Below are 25241 nucleotides of genomic sequence, written 5' to 3' on the forward strand. Positions count from 1 at the left end.
AGCGGTCGCCCTCAGTCGGTCGGCACGGTGCTGCCCAGCACGCGCCCGTCGGCGTCCAGGGCCTCGACGGCCAGGTACGCCGGGTCGCCGTCCACCGGCAGCCGGGTCTCGAAACTGGACCGCGGGACCGGCTGCCCGGCCTCGGCCGACACCTCGTCGTCCCCGGCGACCAGCCGCCACGAGTCGACCTCGGTCGCGCCGTTCCAGCTGACGTGCACGGCGCCGTCGGCGAGCACCGCGTCCGGCGGCTCCGCCGGCGTCGCGGTCCACTCCTGCCGGTAGGCGCGGTAGTTGTCGCCGCTGCCCAGCGCGGCGTCCCAGAGCAGCGTGCCGTCCGCGGCGAACTCCGAGTAGAACGGCCGCGATCCCCAGCCGATGAAGACGTTGCCGTTGGCCAGCTGCTCCAGGCTGCCCTGGCTGCCGGCGAGCCGGTCGGGGTCCGGCGGCAGGTACTCGGTCACCAGCGTCGCGGTCCGGGCCTGCTCGTCCAGGTCCAGGCGCAGCCCTCGCGAGGTGGGGCCGATGTCCGGCTCGGACTGGTTGTCGAACAGCGTCAGCGTGCCGTCGGCCTGCCGCTCGGCGTCGTGCTGCCAGGCGAACTCCACCCCGTCACCGAGCTCGAAGTCGCCCTCCTCGCCGCCGAGGGTCCACAGCACGTCGCCGGACTCCCGGTCGACGTCGTAGACCGCCCAGGTGTTCCGCGCCGAGACCAGCAGCGACCCGTCGGCGTCCTCGGCGACGGAGTTGACGTGGAAGTAGTCGAACGGCGCGTCCTCCGTGCCGCCGTCCTCCGGCAGCTCGCTCTTGGTCGCCTCCATCGGCACGTGGTCCAGGGACCGCCAGGAGAACAGCACCTCACCGGTGTCGACGTCGACCTCCTGGACGACGTTGTCCCACACCCAGCCGTCCTCCGGGCCGCCGAACGCGGTCAGGTCGACCTGCTCCTTCACGTAGGCGGCGATCAGTGCGGTGCCGTCGGGCGTCAGCCGGCCCTCGTGGATGTCGGCCTGTCCGGGGTCGACGTCCCCGCCGGTGGTGATCGTGGCGATCTCCCGGTACGAGTCGTCGACGATCACGAACTCCCCGATGCCCATCCCGACCACCGGGCTGGTGCCCTGCCACCAGGTCAGCACCTGCTCGCCGTCGAGCTCCTGCACCCGGACGTCGTAGCTGCGGCTCTCGGTCGGGTGGATCCAGACCGGCTCGCCTGCCTCGTCGACGATCAGCACCCCGGTGAGCGGTGCGCCGTCGCTCTTCGGGCCGAGCATGACCAGCGACCCGTCCGCCTCGGGCGCTGCTGCCGCCGGCGTGATCTCGATGTCGGGGGCGGTGAGGTCGGGGCGGCTGACGAAGGCCGGCACCGTCGGACCGACGGTGGCCTCCGCCTCCGCCTCCTCCGCCACGCCACCGTCCGAGCCGCAGCCAGCGACGAGCGCCAGTGATGAGATGCTGGCGCACAGCGCGAGGGGCAGGGACTGGGTCCGCAGCATGCGGGGATCCTCGCAGGGGTCGGACGTCCCCGCAGGCGCCGGCGACACCATGGACATTCCTGACCCAGATCGTCCACGTGTCGCGGGATGCGGCGCTCTGACCTGGTGGATCATGCGTCTCGTTGGACCACTCGAGTCCCAGACGTCTCATCTGCACCGCTCCGCACTGGCGCAGCAAGGTCACGATCAGGCAAACTGTCGGGCGGTTGCTCCGGGAACCGCCGAAGTACGAACGCAGTCATCACGCGACAGGTCCGTTGGGGAAGACGAACCAGTCGAGTCGATGGAGGTGTGCCGTGCAGCGACGGTCAACCCAGGGTGTCGTCTTCGTGCACGCGTGCCCGAAGGCGCTCTGCCAGCACGTCGGATGGGCGCTCGAGCGCGTCATCGGCGCGCCGGTGTCTTTGTCATGGGCTGACCAGCCCGTGGCGCACGGGTCCTACCGTGCCGAGATCGCCTGGACGGGCGCACCTGGCACCGGGGCCAAGCTGGTCGCTGCCCTGAAGCAGTGGCCGATGCTGCGCTTCGAGGTCACCGAAGAGGCCAGTCACGGCAACGACGGCGAGCGCATGTCCTACGTGCCTGGGCACGGCGTGCACCGGTCGCCGGTCAGCGCCAACGGCGACCTGATCATCAGCGAGCAGCAGCTGCGGCACCTCGCGGCCACCGCGACCTCGGTCGAGGCCTTCCGCCACGGCGTCGACGCCCTCCTCGGCGCTGCCTGGGACGCCGACCTCGAGGCCTACCGCTACGCCGGTGACGCCACCCCGGCCACCTGGCTGCACCAGGTCGTCTGAGGAACTGCTTCCCACACTCGTGAGCGCGGCGGGCAGTGGGAGCGGACGGCGTCCTGACTCGACCGCCGTCTGCTCGTCCTCCCGCACCGTGTGGGCACCTACCCCACGGCAGACCGCGCGGTAGGTCTCCCCACGATCAGGTCACCTGATCGTGCGGGCCCACGACGCACGACGGCCCGGCACCCTCCGCAGAGGGGCCGGGCCGCTGTACGTGTGGGGATCAGAGCGGGATGTTGCCGTGCGCTCCCCGCCCGGACGGTGCCTCCGCCAGCGCGGCGACCAGCCGGCGCTTGGTCTGCGCCGGCTCCACCACCTCGTCGACGACGCCGATCTCCCGGGCCCGGTTGACCCCGCCGGCGATCCGCTCGTGCTCGGCGGCCAGCTCGGCGTGCAGGGCCTCCCGCTCCCCGGGCGGGGCGGCGGCGAGCTTCTTGCGGTGCAGGATGCCGACGGCGGCCTTCGCGCCCATCACGGCGACCTCGGCGCCCGGCCACGCGAAGACGGCGGTGGCGCCCAGCGAGCGGGCGTTCATCGCGATGTAGGCGCCGCCGTAGGACTTGCGGGTCACCAGGGTCACCCGCGGCACGACGGCCTCGGCGAAGGCGTGCAGCAGCTTGGCGCCGCGGCGGACCACGCCGTCCCACTCCTGTCCGACGCCGGGCAGGTAGCCGGGGACGTCGACCAGCACGACCAGCGGCACCCCGAAGGCGTCGCACATCCGCACGAACCGGGCTGCCTTCTCCGCCGACGCGGAGTCCAGGCAGCCACCCAGCCGCAGCGGGTTGTTGGCGATCACGCCCACCGTCCGGCCGGCCAGCCGGCCCAGCGTGGTGACCACGTTGGGCGCGAACCGCGGGTGCAGCTCCAGCCCGGGGCCGTCCAGCAGGGAGGCGACCAGCGGCTTGACGTCGTAGGCACGGTTGCGCTGCTCGGGGAGCAGGGCACCCAGGTCGACCGCGGGCTCCTCGGCGGCGGGGGCGAAGGTGCCCTGGGCGGCCAGCAGGTCGACGGCCTGGCGGGCGGTCTCCAGCGCTTCGGCCTCGGTCTCGGTCACCACGTGCACGACACCGGAGCGCCGGCCGTGGGTGTCCGGGCCACCCAGCTGCTCCTGGTCGACCACCTCGCCGGTGACCGAGCGGACGACGTCGGGACCGGTGACGAAGACCCGCCCGGCCGGCCCCATGATCACCAGGTCGGTCAGCGCCGGCCCGTAGGCCGCCCCGCCGGCGGCTGCGCCGAGGACGACGGAGACCTGCGGCACCCGCCCGGAGGCGCGCACCATCGCGGCGAACACCTCACCGACCGCGTGCAGGGCGGTGACGCCCTCGGCCAGCCGGGCCCCGCCGGAGTGCCAGATGCCGACGACCGGCACCCGCTCCCGCAGCGCGGTGTCGATCGCGTCCACGATGTGCCGGCAGCCGTCCAGGCCCATGGCGCCGCCCATGATCGTGGCGTCGGTGCAGTACGCGACGGCGGGGGAGCCGGCCACGGTGCCCCGGGCGGCGAGCACCCCCGAGGTGTCGCGGGCGGCCAGCAGCTGCATCGACCCGGGGTCGAAGAACCGGGCGAGCCGGTCCTCGGGGTCCCGCGGGTCGATGGTCGGGGTGGTCGGCGGTGCGGCGGAGATGGTGGTCATGAGCAACTCCTCGAAGCGCAGGTCCGGAGGGGGTGGCCGCGCAGCAGGGCACCGCCGCGAGTCCGGGGGTGGACGGGGCCCGTCCTCACGCCGTCGTGAACACCAGGGCCATGTTGTGGCCGCCGAAGCCGAACGAGTCGTTCAGTGCGGCGGAGAAGGTCGCCTTCCGCGCGTCGCGGCGGACGATGTCGAGGGCCTGGACGGCGGCGTCGTCGTCGGGGTCGTCGAGATTGGCGGTGGCCGGCACCAGCTGCTCGCGCAGCGCGAGGATCGTGAAGACCGACTCCAGCGCACCCGCTGCACCGAGCAGGTGCCCGGTCTGGCTCTTGGTGGCCGTGACGAGCGGGTGGTCACCGATCGCGTCGCGGATCGCCGCAGCCTCCGCGGTGTCGCCGATGGGAGTGGAGGTGGCGTGGGCGTTGACGTGGCCGATGTCGGCCGCGGTCAGCCCGGCGTCCCGGATGGCGGCGGTGATCGCCCGCCCGGCCCCCTCGCCCTCGGGGTGCGGGGCGACCAGGTCGTACCCGTCGGAGGTGCCACCGGCGCCGGCCAGCCGGGCGTGGATCCTCGCGCCGCGCGCCGTGGCGGCGTCGGCGCGCTCCAGCACCAGGGCGGCGGCGCCCTCACCGAGCACGAACCCGTCCCGGCCCTTGTCGAACGGGCGCGAGGCGCGGTGGGGCTCGTCGTTGCGGGTGCTCATCGCCCGCATCGCGGAGAAGCCGGCCATCGGCAGCGGGTGCACGCATGCTTCGGTCCCGCCGACGACGACCATGTCGGCGCGGTCCAGCCGCAGCAGGTCCAGGCCCCAGCGGATGGCCTCGGCCCCGGACGCACAGGCGCTCACCGGGGCGTGCACCCCGGCCCGGGCACCGACGGCGAGGCCGACGGCCGCGGCCGGGCCGTTGGGCATGAGCATCGGGATGGTGAAGGGGGAGACCCGCTTGGGCCCCTTGGCCTCGAGGATGTCGTCCTGGTCGAGCAGGGTCACCGCACCGCCGATGCCGGTGCCGAACACGACGGCGACCCGCAGCGGGTCGACCCCTGAGTCGGCGCCGGCGGCGTCGCGCCAGGCCTCCTCGGCGGCGATCACGGCGACCTGCTGGCTGCGGTCCAGCCGCCGGATGCGCACCCGGTCGAGCACCTCGGCCGGCTCGGTGGTCAGCCGGGCGACGAGCTGGGCAGGGAAGTCCTTGGCCCAGTCGTCGGTGAGGCGGCTCACCCCGGACCGGCCGGCCAGCAGCGCGTCCCAGGTGGAGGCCACGTCGCCACCGAGGGGTGTGGTGGCGCCGAGCCCGGTGACGACGACGTCAGCGGTGGGCGTGCTCATGGACGTTCCTCCTGGGACTGGCTGGGCCTGGCCGGACGGCCGGGGGGAGTGCAGGGAGGGCTGGGTCAGCCCTGGTTCTTCTCGATGAAGGACATCGCGTCGCCGACGGTCTTGATGTTGGCGAGCTCGTCGTCCGGGATCGCCACGCCGAACTTGTCCTCGACGGCGGTGGCGATCTCGACCATCGACAGCGAGTCGACGTCGAGGTCGTCGGTGAAGGACTTCTCGGGGGTGGCGTCGGCGGGGGCGACCCCGGCCACCTCCTCCAGGATCTCGGCGAGACCGGCCTGGATGTCTGCGGTGCTGGGCACGCGGGGTCCTCTCTCTGGCGTGGGTGGCGGGGGCCCGGGAGGGTCTCCGCCTCGTCCGGGACGGGTGTCCCGGGGGTCTGTGGCCGATCGGTGCAGCGCCTCAGGGGAGGCGCAGCACCTGACCGGCGAAGGTGAGCCCGGCGCCGTAGCCGAGCACCAGGGCCAGGTCACCGGACTTGGCCTCGCCGGACTCCAGCAGCGCGGTGAGCGCCAGCGGGACGGAGGCGGCCGAGGTGTTGCCCGACTGGACGATGTCCCGGGCGATCACGGTGTCCTCGCTGAAGCCGAGCTTCTTGGCCATCGACTCGATGATCCGCAGGTTGGCCTGGTGCGGGGCGAAGACGTCGATGTCGGCGGCGGTGACGCCGGCCTTCTCCATCGCCTCCAGCAGCGTCTGGGTCAGCTTCGTGGTGGCCCAGCGGTAGACGGTCTGGCCGGCCATCGTCATGGTGGAGCGGCCGGCGGCGATCTCGATGGCGGTGTACTGGTCGCCGTCGCTGCCCCAGGCGACCGGGCCGATGCCGGGCTCGTCGGTGGGGCCCAGGACGGCGGCCCCGGCCCCGTCGGCGAAGATCACCGCGGTGCTGCGGTCGGTCTGGTCGGTGACGTCGGAGAGCCGCTCGACCCCGACCACCAGCACGTTGGTGGCCTCACCGGTGCGGATGGCGTCGTTGGCCACGCCGAGCGCGTAGCAGAACCCGGCGCAGCCGGCGTTGAGGTCGAAGGCGCCGGGGCGAGGGATGCCCAGCCGGTGTGCGACCTGCGGGCCGATGCCGGGGATCGGGGCGGTCAGGCTCGCGCTGGCCACGATCACCAGGTCGATCTGGTCGGGGGCCAGCCCGCTGGCCGCCAGCGCCTTGCCGCCGGCGGCGATGGACATGTCGACCAGGGTCTCGTCCTCCGACGCCCAGCGGCGCTCGGCGATGCCGACCCGGGACTGGATCCACTCGTCGTTGGTGTCCATCACCTGCGCGAGCTCGTCGTTGGTCACCCGGCGGCGGGGGCGGTAGGAGCCCAGGCCGAGGATCGTCGCGCCGGCAGCCCCCTCCCGCAGCTTGATGGTGGTCACTCGGACACCTCCGGGTAGAGACGGGCGATCGGGTCACCGGCGTCGACGAGGTCGCCGTCCTGCACGAGCCACTCGGCGAGGACGCCGTCGTAGCCGGTGGAGACGTTGACCTCCTCGCGCCGGCTGCGCACGGAGCCCAGCGGGCTGCCGGCGGGGAGGTGGGTGCCTTCGGGGACCTCGGCCGGGCGGACGGTGCCACGGACCGGGGAGACGACGACGCGCCAGTCGGGGGAGTGCTCGGCCTCGGCGCGGCCGCGCTCGGCGGCGATGAGCTCGCGGGCGCGGTCGAGGTCGGCCGGGCCGGTCAGGGCCAGCACCTCGATGTCGCTCCCCTTCCACTCGCGCTTGGCCAGGCCGGCCAGCGCGCCGGCGGGCGGGAGCTCCAGCACGGCGGTCACGCCGAGGTCGCGCAGGGTGGCCAGGCAGGCGTCGAAGCGCACCGGGCTGGTGACCTGGCTGACCAGCCGGGACAGCACCTCGGCGCCGTCGTCGACCGCGGCGCCGTCGGCGTTGGACAGCAGCAGCCGGCTCGGGGCGGCCGGTCGCAGCCCGCCGATCAGGCCCTCGAGCTCCGCCCGGGCGGAGGCCATGTGGTGGGTGTGGAAGGCCCCGGCAACCGGCAGCGGCATGATCCGGGCCTTGGCCGGCGGGTCGGCCTCGAGCGCGGCCAGCCCGTCGAGGGTGCCGGCGGCGACGACCTGCCCGCCGCCGTTGCGGTTGGCCGGCACCAGGCCGTGCTGCTCGATCGCGGCGAGCACCTCGTCGGGGTCACCACCGAGGACGGCGGACATCCCGGTCGGGGTCTGGGCACAGGAACGCGCCATGGCCCGGCCGCGGACGGCGGTCAGCGCGATCGCCGCCTCGACGGAGAGCACGCCGGCCAGCGCGGCGGCGGTCAGCTCGCCGACGCTGTGCCCGGTGATCACCACGTCCCGCCCGGCGTGCGGGGAGTGCACCACCGGCCCGGGCATCCCGCCGAGCTCGCGGGCGATGAACAGGCTCATCGCCACGACCAGCGGCTGGGTGACCGCGGTGTCCTTGATGGCCTCGGCGTCACCGGTGGTGCCGAGCTCCAGGAGGTCGGCGCCGGCGATGGCGCCGGCCCAACGGAAGAAGGACTCGGCGCCGGGGAGCTCGAGCCAGTCGGTGAGCATCCCGGGCTTCTGTGCACCCTGTCCGGGGGCGAGAACGGCCAACACGTGTTCACCGTGCCAGTCCGGAGGCCCGCGCGGGACGGCATCGCCCACGAAGATCTACGACCTCCTCTTGGAGGATCCCTCCAAATCGAGGCGGAGCAAGCCGACATCGGGGCCGCGTGTCGGGCGCAGAGACCACAACCGGTGGCACCTCAGTGCCAGAGGGAGCGGCCACCTTCCAGCTGCGCGAGGGCCAGCGCCAGCTGCAGCGTCCAGGCGCCGCGCGGGTCGGTGGCCGAGTACCCGGTGAGCTCGGCGGCCCGCTTGAGCCGGTACCGCACGGTGTTGGTGTGCACGAACAGCGCGCGGGCGGTGGCCTCCAGGTTGCCCCCGTTGCCCAGCACGGTGCGCACCGTCTCGAGCACCTCGGGGCCGGCCGCCTGCAGCGGCACCGCCACTTGCTCGGCCAGTGCGGAGCGGGCCAGCGGGTCGCCGTCCAGCGCCCGTTCGGGCAGCAGGTCCTCCGCCTCGACCGGCCGCGGCGCGGCGGGCCAGGCCGGGGCGGCGCGCAGCCCGGCCAGGGCCACGGTCGCCGACTCCCCGGCATGGGCGAGCGACCCGACCCGCGGGCCGAGCACCACCGGGCCGGGGCCGAACTCCCGGCACACCCGGGAGGTCACCTGGGCGAGGTCGGAGGCGCCACCGAGGACGACGACCAGCTCGTCGGCGTGCACCCCGACCAGCACCTCGCAGCCCAGTGACCGGGCCGCCCGGCGGACGGCGGCGCGGGCGTCGTCCTCACCCGGCGGAGCCGAACCGACCAGGACGACGACCGGCTCGGTCTCCGTCCAGCCCAGGGCCGCGGCCCGACCGGGGAGCTCCTCGGAGCGGTCACCGCGGACCAGGGCGTCGACGACCAGCGCCTCCAGCCGGGCGTCCCAGGCGCCGCGGTTCTCGGCGAAGCTGGCGTAGACGTGGGCCGCGGCGAAGGCGATCTCCCGGCTGAACTGCAGCACGGTCAGCCGCAGCCGGTCGGCGTCCCCGGGCTCGGCGACCTGCTCGACCCGGTCCTCGACGACCTCGACGGTGACCTTGATCAGGTCGACCGAGCGCTTGAGCGGCACCGCCTGCATCAGCTCGCGGGGGGCGGCGCCGAACACCTCACCGGTCAGCCGCGGCGGCCGGCCGGGGTTCCGGCACCACTCGACCAGCGAGGCGATCCCGGCCTGCGCGACCAGGGTCACCCAGGACCGCTGGCTGGCGGGCATCGCCCGGAACCAGGACAGCTCCTCGTCCATCCGGGCCACCGCCTGGGTGGCCAGCGCGCCCGAGGACCGCTCGAGCCGGCGCAACGTCGCCTCCGAGGGCTGTGTGCGCACCGGACCGGCTCCCATCCCGCCAGCCTGTCACGGCGCACCGCTGGTCAGGCATCGTGGAGTCGTGCACACCGCTCCTCCGGGTCAGCCCGTCCCCGCCGCCCGCCGGGAGGCCGGCCGATGAGCGGGCTGGACTCCCGGGTGCTGGTGGCCCCGCAGGACGGGTCGCTGGGCCCGCTGCTGCGGCTGGCCGACGACCGGCTCGGCGCGGGCACCGGCTACGGCCGACACACCCACGCCGACGTCGACGTGGTGGCGGTCGTGCTCGCCGGGTCGCTGCGGCATGCCTGGGGGCGCGAGGCCGTGCTGGGCACCGGGGACGTCGCCGTCCTGCGCGCCGGACGGGGGCTGGAGCACGACGAGGTGGCCGGGGCAGGAGGGGTGCACGTCGTCCAGACCTACCTGCGGGCCGCCGAGCCGGGGGCGCAGCCGGCCCACGACGTCCTGCTGCGGCCGACCGGGTGGGTGGACCTCGGCCGTCCCGACGCCCGGCTGTGGGTAGGACAGGCCGGCGCCGACGTGCCGCCCGGGCTGCGGGTGCTGGTCCGGGACGGCGAGGTGACCGTCGCGCCGGGGGACGGCCCGGTCGAGGGCCCGGCGGCCGTGCTGGTCTGGCAACTGGACGCCGCCCGGCCGGCCTGGGCGGACTGACCTGGTGCAGGTGCTGAGCCCTGCTACAGACTGGCCGCATGCCTGCCGACGCATCTCTCGCCGCTGACCTGCTCGCCGCCGCCCGGGCCGACGCCGACCGCACCGTGGACCTGCGCCGCCGGCTGCACCGCCAGCCCGAGGTCGGCCTGCAACTGCCCGCCACCCAGGCGATGGTGCTGGCGGCGCTGGCCGACCTGCCGATCGAGCTGACCACCGGCACCAGCACCAGCTCGGTGGTCGGGGTGCTGCGCGGCGCCCGCCCCGGCCCCACCTACCTGCTGCGCGGGGACATGGACGCCCTGCCGCTGACCGAGACCACCGGGCTGCCGTTCGCCTCCGAGGTGCCCGGGGCGATGCACGCCTGCGGGCACGACACCCACGTCGCGATGCTGGCCGGCGCCGCCCGGCTGCTGGCCGCGCGCCGGGACACCCTGGCCGGGCAGGTGGTGTTCATGTTCCAGCCGGGGGAGGAGGGCCACCACGGCGCCCGCTTCATGCTGGAGGAGGGGCTGCTCGACGTCGTCCCGGACGCCCCGGTGAGCGGTGCGTTCGCGCTGCACATCTCCACGGTGTTCCCGACCGGCACGATCAACGTCCGGGCCGGCGCCATGATGGCCTCGGCCGACCAGTTCCGGATCATCGTGCACGGTCGTGGCGGGCACGCCTCGACCCCGCACCTGGCCGCCGACCCGGTGCCGGTCGCGGCGGAGATCGTGCTGGCGCTGCAGGCGATGGTCACCCGCCGGGTCGACGTCTTCGACCCGGCCGTGGTCACGATCGGGCACCTGGAGGCGGGCACGAAGGACAACATCATCCCGCCGTCGGCGGTCATGGACGGCACGATCCGCACCCTCTCGCCGGAGCGGCGGGCCGACGTCCTCGCCTCGGTGCAGCGGGTCGCCGAGCACGTCGCCGCCGCGCACGACCTGCGGGCGGAGTTCGTCCGGGTCGAGGGCTACCCGGTGACCGTCAACGACGCCGGGGTGGCCGCCCAGGTGACCGAGGCGGCCGCTCAGCTGCTGGGGGAGCAGGCCAGCGCGGTGATGGCGGCGCCGCTGATGGGTGCGGAGGACTTCTCCTACGTGCTGGAGCAGGTGCCCGGCGCGATGGCCTTCCTGGGCGCCTGCCCGCCGGAGCTCGACCCGGCGACGGCCCCGGGCAACCACTCGGACCTGGTGGTCTTCGACGAGGACGCCCTGCCGGCCGGGGTGGCGATGTACGCCTTCATGGCGACACAGGCCCTCGCGGGCTGACGTCCCTGTGCGGCAGTGATCAGGTCACCTGATCACTGAGTGTCCCCCCGCACCAGCGTTGCTGCGGGGGGACGGTTCCTGGTGCGGGGGGAGCGGGGACGAGGTCAGCCGGCGAGGGCCCGGGGTGCCGTCCGAAGTCCGTCATGCCAATGCGCCGTCCGGTATCGCGGTGGTGCTGCGCGCCCGCGATCCAGCAGCGACCACAGCCTTGCGACCTTCTCGTCCCAGCACTCCCGCAGGTCCTCCGGGGCGACCCGGACACCGTGCACGTCGAGGTCGAGCAGGGCGTCCTGGCGGCGCTTCTCCTGCCACATGACCTCGGCAGGCGTGCGATCCCGCCATGGGTCGGTGTACTTGACCATGCCGTCGCACTCGAGGAAGACGCCGTAGTCGGGCCAGTACATGTCCAGGACGGCGACCAGGCGCGAACCGACGAGGACGGCGCACTGCAGCAACGGCTCGGGCAGACCGGCGCCGAGCAGGGCCAGCCGGGTGCGGGTCTCGTGCGGCGAGTGCGCACCCACGCGCGCCAGCGAGAACGCCCGCGCGGCGTTGCCGCAGCCGACCCAGTGGGTTTGGGCGAGCGCGGCGGCTCGCAGCGCCGCCGGGGAGGTCCGGCCGTCGGCCAGTGCATCGTCGGCGGCGACCACGGCGTCGAGCAGCGGCCATTCCCGGCCGACGTCGGCGAGCGTGCGCGCTACCGTGGTGACCGGCAGCCCCTCGTGGACGACGACGTCCTCAGGAGAAAGGGTCCCCTGGCTGATCCGGTACCCGCGGCCGACGCGGAACTGCGCGGGATCGGTCAGCCGGACCTCGGTGCCGGCGGCTCGGGGCACGATGAGGCGGTGCAGCCGGGCGGCTGAGGTGTGGCTGACCGCGACGGTCGTGCGATCGAGACGGCGGAGGGCGGCGGCGCACTCGAGCCGGTGCGTCCGCCCCGCGGCCTCGTGGCGGCGCCAGGCCTCGCCGGTCGTGTAGACGCCATAGCGCACCCGCCGCCAGACGCCCGACCGCACGAGGGGGCCGATGGCGTTGGGGTCGATGCCGGTGGCCAGCGCATCGGCGGTGCTGAAGACGTCGGCCTGGCGGGCCATCGCGTCGGCGAGGAGAGGATCCACGGCGGAAAGGTCTCAACGCCGGAGACGCGGTGCACCGGGCCACCGGGATCTGTGGACGTGGGCCAGGGATGTGGAGGCCGGACCGCGTGTTCGCCTGTCCTCGTGTCAGGACGCTGCCTGGGCGGCGTCCGCCCGCACCACCGCCTGTCCCCCCGCACCAACGCTGGTGCGGGGGGACAGGCAGTGATCAGGTCACCTGATCACTGGTGAGCGCGGGGGCGCCGGCTCGTCGGTGACTACGCCTCCGGCTGCTGCTCCGGGGCGGTGCTGGTGTCGGCCGGAGCGGCCTGAACCTCACCGATCTGGTACTTCTCGACCGCCTGCCGGACGACGTCGCGCTCGATCTCACCGCGCTGGGCCAGCGAGGCCAGCGTGCGCACGACGATCGACTCCGCGTCGACCCGGAAGTGCCGGCGCAGCGCCGGGCGGGTGTCGGACAGGCCGAACCCATCGGTGCCCAGCGACGTCATGCCCCCCGGGATGAACGGGGTGAGCAGGTCCGGCACCGCCTTCATCCAGTCCGAGACGGCGATGATCGGGCCCGGGACGTCGGTCAGCTGCTGGGTCACGTAGGGGACCTTGGGCTCCTCCGCCGGGTTCAGCAGGTTCCACTCCTCGGCCTGGACCGCCTCGCGGCGCAGCTCGTTCCACGAGGTCACCGACCAGACGTCGGCGGACACGTTCCAGTCCTGGGCCAGCAGCTCCTGCGCCCGCAGCGCCCACGGCACCGCCACCCCGGACGCCAGCACCTGGGCCTTCGTCCCGTCGGTCACCTGCGGGCCCTCGGCGTAGCGGTACATGCCGGCCAGCAGCCCGGTGACGTCCAGGTCCTCCGGCTCGGCCGGCTGGACGTAGGGCTCGTTGTAGACCGTCAGGTAGTACATGACGTCGGGGCTGCGGTGCCCGCCCAGCGGGGCGCCCGGGTCCTCGCCGTACATCCGCCGCAGGGCGTCCTTGAAGATGTGCCCGAGCTCGAAGGAGAACGCCGGGTCGTAGGAGACGACCGCCGGGTTGGTCTCCGCGAGCAGCAGCGAGTGCCCGTCCTCGTGCTGCAGGCCCTCGCCGTTCAGCGTGGTGCGCCCGGCTGTGGCGCCCAGCAGGAACCCGCGGGTCATCTGGTCACCGGCCGCCCAGAACGAGTCGCCGGTCCGCTGGAAGCCGAACATCGAGTAGAAGATGTAGATCGGGATCATCGGCTCGTCGTGCGTCGCGTACGACGTCCCGGCGGCGATGAACGACGCCGTGGAGCCGGCCTCGTTGATCCCCTCGTGCAGGATCTGCCCGGTCGTGGACTCCTTGTAGGCCAGCATCAGCTCGCGGTCGACCGAGGTGTAGTTCTGGCCGTGCGGGTTGTAGATCTTCTTCGTCGGGAAGAGCGAGTCCAGCCCGAAGGTGCGGGCCTCGTCGGGGATCACCGGGACGAAGCGGGGGCCGAGCTCCGGGTCCTTGATGAGCTCCTTGAGCAGCCGGACGAACGCCATGGTGGTGGCGACCTCCTGCTTGCCCGAGCCCCGCTGGACGACCTCGAAGGCCTTGTCGTCGGGTGCCTTGAGCGGCTTGGCCGCGTAGCTGCGCCGGGGGATGGACCCGCCCAGCTGACGCTTCCGCTCCTCCATGTACTGCATCTCTTCGGAGTCGGCCGCCGGCTTGTAGTAGGGCGGCAGGGTCTTGTCCAGCTGCTCGTCGGGGATCGGCAGGTACAGCCGGTCCCGGAAGTTCGCCAGGTCCTCCGCGGTCAGCTTCTTCATCTGGTGCGTGGAGTTGCGGCCCTCGAAGTGGTTGCCGAGCGTCCAGCCCTTGATGGTCTTGGCGAGGATGACGGTGGGCTGCCCCTTGTGGTCCATCGCGGCCTTGTAGGCGGCGTAGACCTTGCGGTAGTCGTGGCCACCGCGCTGGAGCTCCCAGACCTCCTTGTCGCTCATCCCCTCGACCAGCTTGCGGGTGCGCGGGTCGCGGCCGAAGAAGTGCTCGCGGACGTAGGCGCCGTCCTCGGCCTTGTAGGTCTGGTAGTCGCCGTCGGGCGTGGAGTTCATCAGGTTGACCAGGGCGCCGTCGCGGTCGGCGGCCAGCAGCTTGTCCCAGCCGCGGCCCCAGATCACCTTGATGACGTTCCAGCCGGCGCCGCGGAAGAAGGACTCCAGCTCCTGGATGACCTTGCCGTTGCCGCGGACCGGGCCGTCGAGCCGCTGCAGGTTGCAGTTGACGACGAACGTGAGGTTGTCCAGCTCCTCCCGGGCGGCCAGGCCGATCGGGCCCAGCGACTCGGGCTCGTCCATCTCGCCGTCGCCGAGGAACGCCCACACGTGCTGGTCGGCCGTGTCGGCGATGCCGCGGTCGTGCAGGTAGCGGTTGAACCGCGCCTGGTAGATCGCGTTCATCGGGCCGAGCCCCATCGAGACGGTGGGGAACTCCCAGAAGTCGGGCATCAACCGCGGGTGCGGGTAGGACGACAGGCCGCCACCGGGGTGGCTGACCTCCTGCCGGAAGCCGTCGAGCTGGTGCTCGTCGAGCCGGCCCTCGAGGTAGGCCCGGGCGTAGATGCCGGGGGAGGCGTGCCCCTGGAAGTAGATCTGGTCGCCGCCGCCGGGGTGGTCCTTGCCGCGGAAGAAGTGGTTGAAGCCCACCTCGTACAGCGATGCCGAGGACGCGTAGGACGAGATGTGACCGCCGACGGCGACGCCCGGACGCTGTGCGCGGTGGACCATGATCGCGGCGTTCCACCGGATGTAGGCCCGGATCCGGCGCTCGACGTCCTCGTCGCCGGGGAACCACGGCTCCTGCTCCGGCGCGATCGTGTTGATGTAGTCGGTGCTGCGCAACGCGGGTACGCCGACCTGCTGCTCGCGGCTGCGCTCGAGCATCCGGAGCATCAGGTAGCGGGCGCGGCCGCGACCGGCATGGTCGACCACCGCGTCCAGGGACTCCAGCCACTCCTGGGTCTCGTCCGGGTCGGTGTCGGGGAGTTGGCTGGCCCGCCCGTCGGTGATGACCGCACGGGGGCTGCCGATGGTGCGGGCGGGGTCTCCGTCCGACTGCTGCGTTGCGCTCATGGCCACATCGTCTCCTGCCGGGGCGGCGCACGTCACGTCCGCCCCGTCTCGTGTCGTGCCGAACGGGACGTCCGGCGCCGCCGCGCCGTCCGGTCGGGGCCTTGCGCCTGCCCGTCGATGCCCTACGCTCCGCTGCAACGGTGGCCCGGACAGCGCACCTCCGCACCCCCGCGAGACGCGGGGGACGGGTGCGCCAGGGGTCGCCTTCCACCCGGGCAGAGGGGGGCGGGTCGAGTCCACGAGAGGTCCCGACCAGGCAGGCCGGGCCAGGACAGGGCACCATCCCCCCAGGACGATCGCACCGGCGCACCACGCGGCGGGCGCGACAGACGGCACAGCAGCACACGACACCGCCCGGAACAGACCGGGCAGCGAGCACACGGAGGAACAGCGGGGATGAGCGTCGACTCGGGCAGCACCAGCATGGCTGCCCGGCTGGGGATCAAGCCGGGCATGGTCGTGCAGGAGCTCGGCTGGGACGAGGACGCCGACGAGGACCTGCGCGACTCGGTCGTCGAGCTGTCGGGCGGCGAGATGGTCGACGAGGACTCCGACGAGGTGGCCGACGTCGTCCTGCTGTGGTGGCGCGACGAGGACGGCGACCTGATCGACGCCCTCGTCGACTCGATCGCCTCCCTCGCCGAGGACGGCGTCGTCTGGCTGCTCGTGCCGAAGTCCGGGCGCCCCGGCCACGTCGAGCCCGGTGACGTCACCGAGGCCGCCCCCACCGCCGGGCTCGCACAGACCTCCAGCATCTCCGCGGCCAAGGACTGGTCGGGCATCCGGCTGGTCACCCCGAAGGCGGCCCGCTCGCGCCGCTGAGGCACGATCGGGTGATGACCCTCACCGTCGGCGACACCGCCCCCGAGTTCAGCCTCCCTGACCAGGACAAGCAGGTCGTCTCCCTGTCTGGGCTACGGGGCGCTCCGGTCCTCGTCGTGTTCTACCCGTTCGCCTTCTCCGGGATCTGCACCGGCGAGCTGTGCCAGCTGCGCGACGAGCTGGCGACCTACACCGACGCCGGGGTCCAGGTGGTGGCCATCTCCACCGACCCCACCTTCAGCCTCAAGGCGTTCCGGGCCGAGCAGGGCTTCGGCTTCCCGCTGCTGTCGGACTTCTGGCCGCACGGCGTGACCGCCCAGGCCTACGGGGTGTTCAACGAGCGGGCCGGGATGCCGCTGCGCGGCACGTTCCTGGTCGACGCGGAGGGCGCGCTGGTCTTCTCCGAGGTCAACCAGCCCGGTGACGCGCGTGCGCAGTCCGGCTGGAAGGACGCGGTCGCCACGCTCTCCGCCGCCTGAGCAGCGGTCTGCCGGCAGCTCGTCGGACGGCGGGGGTGGCGGGGTCCTCCCGCTACCCTGGCCGCACGGGCGCGTAGCTCAGCGGGAGAGCTCTCGCCTTACAAGCGAGCGGTCGCAGGTTCGATCCCTGCCGCGCCCACCCCAAACCGACACGCGGCCCTGCCTCACCCGGACGGGTGCCCGCGGCTCGACCCACGCCGAGGTCGGGCCGATGCCATGGCATGCAGCCCAGACCGTCGTCCCCGCGCAGACCCCTGCGCCGCGGTGTGCCCCTCTGGGCCTACCTCGTGGCACTGGTGCTGGTCCCGTTGGTGGGGGTGGTCGCGCTGACCGCGGCGATCGTGCGCGCCGCGGTGTCCGAGGCGGCCACCGCCGAGCGCGCCGAGGCCGCCGTGCAGGCGGTGGCGCAGCTGGACGCCGCACGCAGCGGGGTGGAGCACGAGGTCGTGCCGGTGCTGTCCGCGACGGTGCTGCTCGACCCGGACCTGAGCGCCATGACCGGGCTCTCCCCGGAGATGGTGCAGGCCCAGCTGGTGCAGGCCGAGCAGGCGATCGCCCAGGCGCAGCAGGTCACCGACCGGGCGCTCGCCGCGGTGCCCGCCGGCTCCGTGGGCGCCTGGGCGGCCGAACGGGCCATCGCCCGGCTCGTCGACGTCCGGACCGGCTCCCAGACCCGCACCCTCTCGTTGGCGGACACCTACACCGGCTACCTGACCGTCTCCGGTCTGCTCCTGGCGGCTCAGCAGGAGGCGGCAGCGGAGGCCAGTGACCAGGAGGTCACGGGCACCACCTACCGGGCCACCCGCGACGTCGAGCTGGTCACCGAGCTGACCCAGGCCTCCAGCCGGGTGGTCCCGCTGTTCCTCGGCGCGCAGCTCCGGCTCTCCGGCGCCGAGGGCAGCGACCTGGACTGGCGGTCCGCGTGGGTCGCCTACACCGACGCCCAGCGGCAGCTGGACGACCTGTCCCAGCCGACCCTGGCCGCGGCCTGGGACGGGGTCCGCACGGCCGCGGCGGTGACCGCGGTGGACGACGTCCTCGCCGCGCAGGCCGGGCAGGACGCCGCGGCCCCCCTCTCCATCGAGCAGGTCGCGGCCCTGGTCAACGGGAGCACCGCGCGGGACGCCACCTTCACCGAGCTGCTGGACACCGCGGTCGCCGGGGCGCAGGCCAGCGCGGCCGCCGACCGTGAGGCGGCGGACGGTCGCCGGGCGACCACGCTGCTGGCCGGCCTCGGCCTGCTGCTGACCGCGGCGATCGGTGCCGTCGTCCTGGGCCGCAGCGTGTCCCGCTCGCTCGGCGTGCTGGCCGGGCAGGCCGACCAGGTCAGTCGCGGCGAGCTCGTGGAGGTCGAAGGTGGTGGCCCGCGAGAGGTGCGCACCGTCTCCACGGCGTTGGGCGCGGCGGTCGCCAGCCTCCGCCGCATCCAGGACCAGGCCCAGGCCGTGGCCCGCGGGGACCTCGCCGACAGCGTCCTGGCCGAGCCGCTGCCCGGCCCGCTCGGTGCGGTCGTGCACGCCTCGGTGCGGCAGATCGTCAGCTCGGTGCGCCAACGCGACGAGCTGCAGTCCGCACTCGCCCACCAGGCGGCGCACGACCCGCTGACCGAGCTGCCCAACCGGGCGCAGGCGCTGCAGCTGACCGCGGCGGCGCTGTCCCGCGGCCAGCGCTCGGGGACCATGACCGGGCTGCTCTTCGTCGACCTGGACGGCTTCAAGTCGGTCAACGACACCCACGGGCACGCTGCCGGGGACGACGTGCTGCGGGAGGTCGCCGGCCGGCTGTCGGCGGCGGTCCGGGCGGGGGACGTCGTGTGCCGGCTGGGCGGCGACGAGTTCGTCGTCCTGGTCGAGGCGGTGGAGGACGAGCGTGCGCTGGTCGAGCTCGCCGAGCGGCTGATCGCGGCGACCGGCGAGCCGATCCGGCTGGACCACCACACCGTGCGGGTCGGCGCGAGCGTCGGCGTGGCGGTCAGCCGGGACGCCGACACCGACGCCGACGTCCTCTTCGTCGAGGCGGACACCGCCGCCTACCGGGCCAAGCGGCACGGGCGGGGCCGGGCCGAGGTCTTCGACGAGGTGCTGCGCGGGCAGCTCGCCGAGCGGGCCGCGCTGGAGGCGGCGATCAGGGCGGGTCTGGCCGACGGTGAGATGCAGCTGCACTACCAACCCGTGGTGGACGTAGCCTCGGACCGGGTGATCGGGTACGAGGCGCTGGTCCGCTGGCAGCGACCCGGGCACGGACTGGTCCCGCCGGACGTCTTCATCCCGGCGGCCGAGGAGTCCCAGCTGATCTGCGAGCTGGACCGCTGGGTGCTGCACGAGGCCACCCGGCAGCTCGCCGAGTGGCGCAGCGCCGCCGGGGTGGCCCAGGACGAGCCGGAGCCGACCGTCGCGGTGAACATCTCCGGCCGGCACCTGACCGACCGTCGGGTCGTCCAGGACGTCGCCGATGCGCTGGCCGCCTCGGGGTTGCCGGCCCACCTGCTCGTGCTCGAGGTGACCGAGACCGTCCTGGTGGCCGACCCGTCGGCGATGGACCACCTGGCCACCCTGCGGGCACTGGGCGCCGCTGTCGCCATCGACGACTTCGGTACCGGCTACACCTCCATCGGCCAGCTGGGGCACATGCCGGTCGACACGCTCAAGATCGACCGCAGCTTCATCGGCTCGAGGGAACCCGGCCACGGCGACCTGGTGGCGCTGATGATCCGGGCGGCGCACACCTTCGGGCTGACCGTGGTCGCCGAGGGCGTCGAGGAGCCCGAGCAGCTGGCGCGGCTCCGGGCCGACGCGTGCGACCAGGCCCAGGGGTGGCTGTTCCACCGGGCACTGCCCGCCGACGAGGCCGGTGCGCTCCTGCAGCAGCAGGGTCTCCACGCGCCGTCCTGAGGGATCAGTCCTCGGTGCCGCGGACGCCGGACCGCCGGCCCGGGGTCGTCTCCCGGATCAGCCGCCGGGCGGCGTCCACCTCCCGGGCGACCGGGGCCAGGACGCCGTCGGCGTGGATCTCGGCGTCGTCGGGGACGCGGTGCTCGCGCAGGTCCTGCTCCAGCTCGCGGATCGCCTTGCGCAGCACGCCGACCTGCGCCGCGTCGGGGGCCGGTTCGCCGGACCGCAGCGCGATGACCGCCTCGGTGACGGCGTCCGACGCCCGCTCCAGCTGGACGATGACCGGCCACCAGGCCGCCGCCCGGCTGCTGATCGGGGGCGGCTCGGCCAGCCGGCGCTGCAGCTGGGTCTGCAGCTCGGTCAGCGCCCGGTAGCTGCCTCGGCGGGCCCGGCGGGTGGCCTCGGGGCCCTCGGTGAACGCGGCCTCGACGAAGCGGTCCAGCGCCAGGGTCGCGCTGCGCAGCGCATCGTCCAGCGGGGCCCGCCAGGTCTGCGGCCACAGCAGGTAGCCGAAGACCAGCACGATCCCGCAGCCGATCAGCGTGTCGACCAGCCGGGCACCGACCAGCCCGGCACCACCGGGCGTGGCCAGGTCCAGCAGCAGGATGATCAGCGGGGTCTGGAAGACCGAGAACAGCCCGAAGTTGCCGCTGCGGGCCCAGGGCAGTGCACCGGCGGACAGCGCCAGGGGGAGCAGCACCCAGGCGTCCCGCTCCAGGAAGGTCAGCAGCAGCGACCCGATCAGGACCCCGAGCAGCGTGCCCGCCCCGCGCTGCACCGCCCGGGTGAACACCGAGCCGTAGTCGGGCTTGAGCACGATGGCGACCGTCAGCAACACCCAGTAGGGCCGCTCGATGGGCAGCAGTTGGCGGGCGATCTCGGCGACCGTCATGCACAGCGTGAGCCGGACGACGAAGGCGCGGGAGTCGGCGTTGCCCAGGGTCCGGTCGAACAGGTCGTGCAGCCGGACCCGCCACTCGCGCTCGGCGCGCACGACCGCCGCCGAGGCCCGCTGCTCCGGGTCGCCCACGACGTGCCACACCAGGCGGAGGCCGTGCCGGACCGCCCGGCGCGGCGCGGGCGCGTCCTCGACCGGTGGCGGCCGTTCGCCCAGCACCGGACGGCGGCTGGTGACGGCGGTGGCCAGGGCGTGCGCGGCGCCGATGTCGCGGGAGTCGGCGGGCACCCCGCCCCGGGCGCTGGCCACCGCACCCTCCACCAGCGGTGCCGCGGCGTTGAGCACCCCGGCCAGCTCGGCGAGCTCCCGGCTGCGGCCGGCCGAGCGGCTGCGCGCGTACAGCACCCGGTCGTAGCCGGCGTTCAGCGCGAGCGTGAGCTCCCGGCGGGCCGCCTCGGTGCGGTCGGTGCCGATCGCTTCGAGCAGCTCGGCAACCCGGGTGAACACCGTTCCCACCGCGGACCGGTCGGGGTCCAGCGGCTCGGTGCGCGCCTGCACCAGGACGGCGAGGGCGCCCCACGCCGCCCCGGCCAGGAAGAACCCGAGCTCCACGCCGGCCGACAGCTCGGTCTCCAGCCCGGAGGAGATCGCGGTGTAGATGAGCAGCTGCAGGGCGCCCAGGGAGAAGGCCCCGCTGATCGAGCTGAGCAGGGCGGCGATCGCCGAGACGACGACCATCAGCAGCACCGGCTGCCAGCCGCCGCCGGTCAGGCCCTGCCCGACGAGCAGGCCGGCCCCGCCCAGCAGCGACGCCGCGGCGACCCGGCGCAACCGGACCCGGAGCGGGCCCGACTGCGGCGCCAGCGTCGCGGCCAGCGCTCCCATGGTGGCGAAGACCCCGGCCCCCACCGCCGGTCCCTGCACGCCTCCGACCGCCAGGGCGAGGGCCAGCGGGCCGGGGATGACCAGGGCGAAGCGGGTGACGTCGCGCCACGGCACGCTCGCCGGACTGGTGTGCACCAGCTCCTCGAGCCAGGCCGGCGCCCGCAACCCCCGCTCCGCCACGGGAGCAGCCTCCCACCCGGGCGCGGCGCACCGGCCCAGGACGACGCACACTGGACGACGTGCCGTGCCCGGGAGACCACCGCTGCACCGGCCTGGTCCGGCGGTGACGGCCACCGTCCAGCAGACCGCCGCCGCCCGGCCCGCCGATCCCACCGCACCGGTGCCCGCGGGTGGCTGGTTCCGCCGGCTGGTCGGCTACTGCCTGCGGCACCGGCGTGACCTGATCGGCGCGTTCGGGGCGGCGCTGATCGGCTCGGTGATCGCCGCCGGGGTGCCGCTGCTGACCCGCGAGGTGGTCGACCGGGTCGTGGCCGGCACCGAGTCGGGGGCGGCCGTCGACGTCACCCCCTTCATCGTCGCGCTCGTGCTGGCCGGGGTGTTCCGCTTCGCGGCCGGCTTCGTCCGCCGCTACCTGGCCGGCCGGCTGTCGCTGGACGTCCAGCAGGACCTGCGCAACGACGTCGCCGCGGCCCTGTCCCGGCTGGACGGGCCGGGGCAGGACCGGCTGCAGACCGGGCAGGCGGTGAGCCGCTCGATCAGCGACATCACCCTCGTGCAGGGGCTGCTGGCCTTCCTGCCCAACCTGACCGGCAACGCGCTGCTGTTCGTCGTCTCCCTCGGCGTGATGGCCTGGCTCTCCCCGCTGCTCACCCTGGTCGCGCTGGCCGTCGGGCCGGCGCTGTGGTGGCTGGCGCTGCGCTCCCGCCAGGACCTGTTCCCGGCGAACTGGGCCGCTCAGCAGCAGGCCGGGGCGGTGGCCGGGGACGTCGAGGCCGCCGTCACCGGGGTGCGGGTGGTGAAGGGCTTCGGGCAGGAGGACCGGGAGCTGGACCGGCTCGACGAGGGCGCCCGCCGGCTGTTCGGCGCCCGGATGCGGGTGGTCCGGTTCACCGCCCGCTACAACCCGCTGCTGCAGGCGGTCCCCGCACTGGGCCAGGTCGGCGTGCTCGCGCTGGGCGGGTGGCTGGCGCTGCGCGGGTCGATCACGCTGGGCACCTTCCTGGCCTTCGCCACCTACCTGGCCGTCCTCGTCTCGCCGGTGCGCCAGCTCGCCGCCGTCCTCACCATCGGGCAGCAGGCGCGGGCCGGGGTGGAGCGGGTGCTGGAGATCGTCGATGCCCGCCCGACGGTGGTGTCCGGCGCCGACCCGCTGCCTGCCGGGCCGCTGCCGCTGGAGCTGGACGAGGTGACCTTCGGGTACGGGCCGGGCCGGCCGGTGCTGTCGGAGGTGTCGCTGCGGGTCGAGCCGGGGGAGACCCTCGCGCTGATCGGCACCTCGGGATCGGGCAAGTCCAGCGTGGTGAGCCTGCTGCCGCGCTTCTACGACGTCTCCGCCGGTGCCGTGCGGATCGGCGGCCGCGACGTCCGGGACCTGGACATCGGTGAGCTGCGCGGCGCGCTGGGCGTCGTCTTCGAGGACAGCTTCCTGTTCTCCGACTCGGTGCGCGCCAACATCGCCTTCGGCCGCCCGGACGCCGGCGACGCCGAGGTCCGGGCCGCCGCCCGCGCCGCCCAGGCGGACGGCTTCATCAGCGAGCTGCCCGACGGCTACGACACCGTCGTCGGCGAGCAGGGGCTGACCCTCTCCGGTGGGCAGCGGCAGCGGGTCGCCCTGGCCCGCGCGCTGCTCACCGACCCGCGGGTGCTGGTGCTCGACGACGCGACGTCCGCGGTCGACGCCGCGGTCGAGGCCCGGATCCACGTCGCCCTGCGCAGCGCCGTCCGGGGCCGGACGACGCTGCTGGTCGCGCACCGCCGCTCCACCCTCGCGCTGGCCGACCGGGTGGCCGTGCTGGACGCCGGCCGGGTGGTCGACGTCGGCACCGCGGCGGAGCTGGAGGCGCGCTCACCGCTGTACCGGCTGCTGCTGTCGGGCACCGGCGGGGAGCCGGAGGTCGACGACACGCCACCGGCCGGCACGGTCACCCCGGCCGCCTGGCCGGAGCCCGAGCCGGTCGCCGAGGACGACGGCGCCGCACAGCCCGCGACCCCCTCCATCGGCGGCCGGGGCTCGGCGATGGCGGCCGCGGCGCCCACTCCGGCGCTGCGGCAGCTGGTCGACCGGCTGCCCCCGACGGTCGACGACCCGGACGTGCCGGCCGAGCGCGCCCGCGCCGGGGACCGGGAGTTCTCGCTGTGGCGGCTGATCCGGCCGTTCCGGTGGCCGCTGGCGGGCGCGCTGGTGCTGGTCGCGCTGGACACCGCGGCCCAGCTGGCGATCCCGGCGCTGGTGCGCACCGGCGTCGACCGGGGGATCACGGCCGGGTCGACGTCCCTGCTGCTGGGGGTCGCCGGCATCGCGCTGGCCGTGGTCGCCGTCGGCCTGGTGGTCGCCCGCGGGGCCGCGTGGCTCACCGGGCGCACCGGTGAACGGCTGCTCTACACGCTGCGGGTGAAGACCTTCGCCCAGCTCCAGCGGCTCGGGCTGGACTACTACGAGCGCGAGCTCGGCGGCCGGATCATGACCCGGATGACCACCGACGTCGACGCGCTGTCGGCGTTCCTGCAGACCGGGCTGACCACGGCGGTGATCAGCGTGCTCACCCTGATCGGGGTGCTGGTCGTGGTCTTCCTCTACGACGTCGTGCTGGCCCTGGTGCTCGTCGCGTCGCTGCCGGTGCTCGTGGTGACCACCGTGTGGTTCCGGTCCCGGTCGGTGCCGGCCTACACGGAGGCCCGGGAGCGGGTCAGCGCGGTCAACGCCCGGCTGCAGGAGGACGTCGCCGGCATCCGGGTGACCCAGGCCTTCGACCGGGGCGAGCACTCGACCGCCGTCTTCCACGGGTACGCGCAGGCCTACCGCGACGTGCGGCTGCGGGCCCAGCGGTACATCGCCACCTACTTCCCGTTCGTGGAGTTCCTCTCCGAGGTGGCCGCCGCGGCGGTGCTGGCGGTGGGGGCCGCCCGGCTGGCCGACGGCGACATCACCGCCGGCGTGCTGCTGGCCTTCGTGCTGTACGTGAACACCTTCTTCTCCCCGGTGCAGCAGCTCTCGCAGGTGTTCGACAGCTACCAGCAGGCTTCCGTGGGGCTGCGGCGACTGCGCGGCCTGCTGCGGACGCCGACCTCCACCCCGGCCGCGACCGACCCCGCACCGGTGGGCCGGCTGCGCGGGGAGGTGCGGCTGGTCGACGTCACGTTCAGCTACCGCGGTGCACCCGCTCCCGCGCTGCGCGACGTCTCGCTGACCGTGGCGCCGGGGGAGACCCTGGCGCTGGTGGGCGAGACCGGGGCGGGCAAGTCCACGGTGGTGAAGCTGGTCGCCCGCTTCTACGACCCGACGTCCGGGGCAGTCTGCGTGGACGGCGCCGACCTGCGCTCGCTGGACCTGCTGCAGTACCGGGCGCGGCTGGGCGTCGTCCCGCAGGAGGCGTTCCTGTTCGCCGGCACGGTGCGCGACGCGATCGCCTACGGCCGGCCCGACGCCTCGGACGCCGAGGTGGAGGCCGCCGCCCGTGCGGTGGGGGCGCACGCCATGGTCACCGGGCTGCCGCAGGGCTACCGGACGCGGGTGGGGGAGCGCGGGCGGTCGCTGTCCGCCGGGCAACGGCAGCTGCTGGCGCTGGCCCGCGCGCAGCTGGTCGACCCCGACGTCCTGCTGCTGGACGAGGCGACCGCGTCGCTGGACCTGGCCACCGAGGCGACCGTCACCCGGGCGGCCGACGTCGTCGCCCGGCGGCGGACGACGCTCGTGGTGGCGCACCGGCTCACCACCGCGGCCCGCGCCGACCGGGTGGCGGTGCTGGACGGCGGGCGGGTCGTCGAGGTCGGGCCGCACGCGGAGCTGCTGGCCGCCGGTGGTGCCTACGCGGCGCTGTGGGCGGCCTACACCGCCGACGAGGACGCCGACCCACTGATGGACTGAGCGCCGT

Annotated in this window: 17 protein-coding genes and 1 tRNA gene; 8 read left to right on the forward strand and 10 right to left on the reverse strand. The window is 74.3% G+C overall.

Annotated elements, in window-relative coordinates; translation table 11 throughout:
• Window positions 1-11: 11 nt before the first annotated feature.
• Window positions 12-1490 (reverse strand): arylsulfotransferase family protein, encoded by a 1479-nt coding sequence (locus O2V61_RS07085; protein ID WP_269182599.1) that lies wholly within the window; start codon window positions 1488-1490, stop codon window positions 12-14.
• 296 nt (window positions 1491-1786) lie between these two features.
• On the opposite strand from O2V61_RS07085, the gene O2V61_RS07090 reads away from it, so the two are divergent.
• Window positions 1787-2287 carry a DUF3145 domain-containing protein gene (locus O2V61_RS07090; RefSeq protein ID WP_269182600.1) on the forward strand — a complete coding sequence of 167 codons (501 nt, stop codon included), beginning with the start codon at window positions 1787-1789 and terminating at the stop codon, window positions 2285-2287.
• A gap of 220 nt (window positions 2288-2507) precedes the next feature.
• On the opposite strand, the gene O2V61_RS07095 is transcribed toward O2V61_RS07090, so the two are convergent.
• The 6 genes from O2V61_RS07095 to O2V61_RS07120 form a co-directional block, all read right to left on the reverse strand.
• Window positions 2508-3923 carry an acyl-CoA carboxylase subunit beta gene (locus tag O2V61_RS07095; RefSeq protein WP_269182601.1) on the reverse strand — a complete coding sequence of 472 codons (1416 nt, stop codon included), beginning with the start codon at window positions 3921-3923 and terminating at the stop codon, window positions 2508-2510.
• A gap of 85 nt (window positions 3924-4008) precedes the next feature.
• Window positions 4009-5250, reverse strand: coding sequence for a beta-ketoacyl-[acyl-carrier-protein] synthase family protein (locus O2V61_RS07100; protein WP_269182602.1), 1242 nt, complete (start codon window positions 5248-5250; stop codon window positions 4009-4011).
• A gap of 65 nt (window positions 5251-5315) precedes the next feature.
• A complete protein-coding gene (locus tag O2V61_RS07105; protein ID WP_036341438.1) occupies window positions 5316-5561 on the reverse strand; it encodes an acyl carrier protein in 246 nt (81 codons plus the stop codon).
• A 100-nt stretch (window positions 5562-5661) separates the two neighbouring features.
• Window positions 5662-6630 carry a beta-ketoacyl-ACP synthase III gene (locus O2V61_RS07110; protein ID WP_269182603.1) on the reverse strand — a complete coding sequence of 323 codons (969 nt, stop codon included), beginning with the start codon at window positions 6628-6630 and terminating at the stop codon, window positions 5662-5664.
• Window positions 6627-7829, reverse strand: a complete 1203-nt coding sequence (locus O2V61_RS07115; RefSeq protein WP_269182604.1) for an acyltransferase domain-containing protein — start codon at window positions 7827-7829, stop codon at window positions 6627-6629. The genes O2V61_RS07110 and O2V61_RS07115 overlap by 4 nt, the downstream gene beginning before the upstream one ends.
• A 149-nt stretch (window positions 7830-7978) precedes the next feature.
• Window positions 7979-9145 (reverse strand): PucR family transcriptional regulator, encoded by a 1167-nt coding sequence (locus tag O2V61_RS07120; protein ID WP_269182605.1) that lies wholly within the window; start codon window positions 9143-9145, stop codon window positions 7979-7981.
• A gap of 117 nt (window positions 9146-9262) precedes the next feature.
• Here O2V61_RS07120 and O2V61_RS07125 point away from each other — a divergent pair, with 117 nt between their 5' ends.
• A complete protein-coding gene (locus O2V61_RS07125; RefSeq protein ID WP_269182606.1) occupies window positions 9263-9793 on the forward strand; it encodes a pirin family protein in 531 nt (176 codons plus the stop codon).
• A 38-nt stretch (window positions 9794-9831) separates the two neighbouring features.
• On the forward strand, window positions 9832-11046 hold the full coding sequence (locus O2V61_RS07130; RefSeq protein ID WP_269182607.1) for a M20 metallopeptidase family protein: 1215 nt from the start codon (window positions 9832-9834) through the stop codon (window positions 11044-11046).
• 104 nt (window positions 11047-11150) lie between these two features.
• Here the strand turns inward: O2V61_RS07130 and O2V61_RS07135 are convergent, their stop codons facing one another.
• Window positions 11151-12164, reverse strand: a complete 1014-nt coding sequence (locus tag O2V61_RS07135; RefSeq protein WP_269182608.1) for a type IV toxin-antitoxin system AbiEi family antitoxin domain-containing protein — start codon at window positions 12162-12164, stop codon at window positions 11151-11153.
• Between the two features lie 236 nt (window positions 12165-12400).
• Complete coding sequence (gene aceE, locus O2V61_RS07140; RefSeq protein ID WP_269182609.1) at window positions 12401-15214, reverse strand: pyruvate dehydrogenase (acetyl-transferring), homodimeric type; 2814 nt, start codon at window positions 15212-15214, stop codon at window positions 12401-12403.
• 396 nt (window positions 15215-15610) lie between these two features.
• On the opposite strand from aceE, the gene O2V61_RS07145 reads away from it, so the two are divergent.
• The 4 genes from O2V61_RS07145 to O2V61_RS07160 all read left to right on the forward strand — a co-directional run bounded on the left by O2V61_RS07145 (window position 15611) and on the right by O2V61_RS07160 (window position 19406).
• Window positions 15611-16036, forward strand: a complete 426-nt coding sequence (locus O2V61_RS07145) for a DUF3052 domain-containing protein (RefSeq protein ID WP_164699990.1) — start codon at window positions 15611-15613, stop codon at window positions 16034-16036.
• Window positions 16037-16050: 14 nt separating this feature from the next.
• A complete protein-coding gene (locus O2V61_RS07150) occupies window positions 16051-16515 on the forward strand; it encodes a peroxiredoxin (protein ID WP_269182610.1) in 465 nt (154 codons plus the stop codon).
• 67 nt (window positions 16516-16582) lie between these two features.
• Window positions 16583-16654, forward strand: a tRNA-Val gene (locus O2V61_RS07155).
• A 157-nt stretch (window positions 16655-16811) separates the two neighbouring features.
• Window positions 16812-19406, forward strand: a complete 2595-nt coding sequence (locus O2V61_RS07160; protein WP_269182611.1) for a putative bifunctional diguanylate cyclase/phosphodiesterase — start codon at window positions 16812-16814, stop codon at window positions 19404-19406.
• Between the two features lie 4 nt (window positions 19407-19410).
• On the opposite strand, the gene O2V61_RS07165 is transcribed toward O2V61_RS07160, so the two are convergent.
• A complete protein-coding gene (locus tag O2V61_RS07165) occupies window positions 19411-21369 on the reverse strand; it encodes an FUSC family protein (RefSeq protein WP_269182612.1) in 1959 nt (652 codons plus the stop codon).
• Window positions 21370-21472: 103 nt separating this feature from the next.
• Here O2V61_RS07165 and O2V61_RS07170 point away from each other — a divergent pair, with 103 nt between their 5' ends.
• Window positions 21473-25234, forward strand: coding sequence for an ABC transporter ATP-binding protein (locus O2V61_RS07170; RefSeq protein ID WP_269182613.1), 3762 nt, complete (start codon window positions 21473-21475; stop codon window positions 25232-25234).
• The last annotated feature ends 7 nt before the right edge of the window (window positions 25235-25241 follow it).

It is taken from the genome of Modestobacter sp. VKM Ac-2985 (assembly GCF_026967925.1).
Taxonomy (GTDB): domain Bacteria; phylum Actinomycetota; class Actinomycetes; order Mycobacteriales; family Geodermatophilaceae; genus Modestobacter.

Bases quoted from the DNA above. Each gene is read 5' to 3' on its own strand.
- O2V61_RS07085 (WP_269182599.1), bottom strand. From the start codon at position 1,490: ATGCTGCGGACCCAGTCCCTGCCCCTCGCGCTGTGCGCCAGCATCTCA.
- O2V61_RS07095 (WP_269182601.1), bottom strand. From the start codon at position 3,923: ATGACCACCATCTCCGCCGCACCGCCGACCACCCCGACCATCGACCCG.
- O2V61_RS07100 (WP_269182602.1), bottom strand. From the start codon at position 5,250: ATGAGCACGCCCACCGCTGACGTCGTCGTCACCGGGCTCGGCGCCACC.
- O2V61_RS07125 (WP_269182606.1), top strand. From the start codon at position 9,263: ATGAGCGGGCTGGACTCCCGGGTGCTGGTGGCCCCGCAGGACGGGTCG.
- O2V61_RS07130 (WP_269182607.1), top strand. From the start codon at position 9,832: ATGCCTGCCGACGCATCTCTCGCCGCTGACCTGCTCGCCGCCGCCCGG.
- aceE (WP_269182609.1), bottom strand. From the start codon at position 15,214: ATGAGCGCAACGCAGCAGTCGGACGGAGACCCCGCCCGCACCATCGGC.
- O2V61_RS07145 (WP_164699990.1), top strand. From the start codon at position 15,611: ATGAGCGTCGACTCGGGCAGCACCAGCATGGCTGCCCGGCTGGGGATC.
- O2V61_RS07150 (WP_269182610.1), top strand. From the start codon at position 16,051: ATGACCCTCACCGTCGGCGACACCGCCCCCGAGTTCAGCCTCCCTGAC.